The following is a 657-nucleotide window of genomic DNA, read 5'->3' as shown; positions in this document are numbered from 1 at the left end:
CTGGTCGAGGAAGCGGCACTTCGCCGTTCGGTCGGCCTTGCAGTCGCGCAAGGCGACGCGGCACGCTTCGCCCTTGCTTCCACCCAATATGTCGAGCGCTACCTCTATTCGCCCTATGCCAGCCAGTTCGCCGACTCCTTCGTCTCCGGCGTCATCGCGCTGCACATGTCGATCAGCCAGGACAAGCTGGGCGACATCACCTCGATGATGGATCCCGAGCGCGAGAAGGTGATCTATCTGCGCATCGCCCGCCGGGCCGCGATAGACGGCCTGAATGACCTATCGGCCTTCGCTTCGGCGCGGGCGGAACAGGGCCGCGACGGCAACACCAATCAGGACGATCCACGCGCCCTGCTCTATGCCAGCCTTTCCACCGTCACCTCGGGGACAATCGAGGACGTTCGTGCCAAGCTCGGCAAGATCGACCGCAGCCGGCTGTCGGAGGGCGACCGCGCTTTGCTCGACGCCGCGCAGGCCATTGCCGGCGAGGTCGTCGCGCCGCCCACCGCCCTTCCGGCGGAAAAGCCTGCCCCAGTTCCTGCCGCCGCGGCGCAGCCGGTGCCCGAGATCGCCACGGTGCAAGGCGCCGATGACAGTGGCCTGCCACCGGTCGAAGGCGCCATCTCGGAGCAACCCGCCGTCACCGCGGCCTCCGGC

The 657-nt window shown here is 67.9% G+C and carries 1 pseudogene; it reads left to right on the top strand.

The annotated features are described in order from the left end of the window. Positions 1-657: pseudogene (locus tag EN750_RS37750) on the top strand (chemotaxis protein MotC); the annotation flags it as partial.

The sequence above is a fragment of the Mesorhizobium sp. M7A.F.Ca.ET.027.03.2.1 genome, from assembly GCF_003999175.1.
Lineage (GTDB): Bacteria > Pseudomonadota > Alphaproteobacteria > Rhizobiales > Rhizobiaceae > Mesorhizobium.
This window is presented reverse-complemented; position numbering and strand designations above follow the sequence as displayed.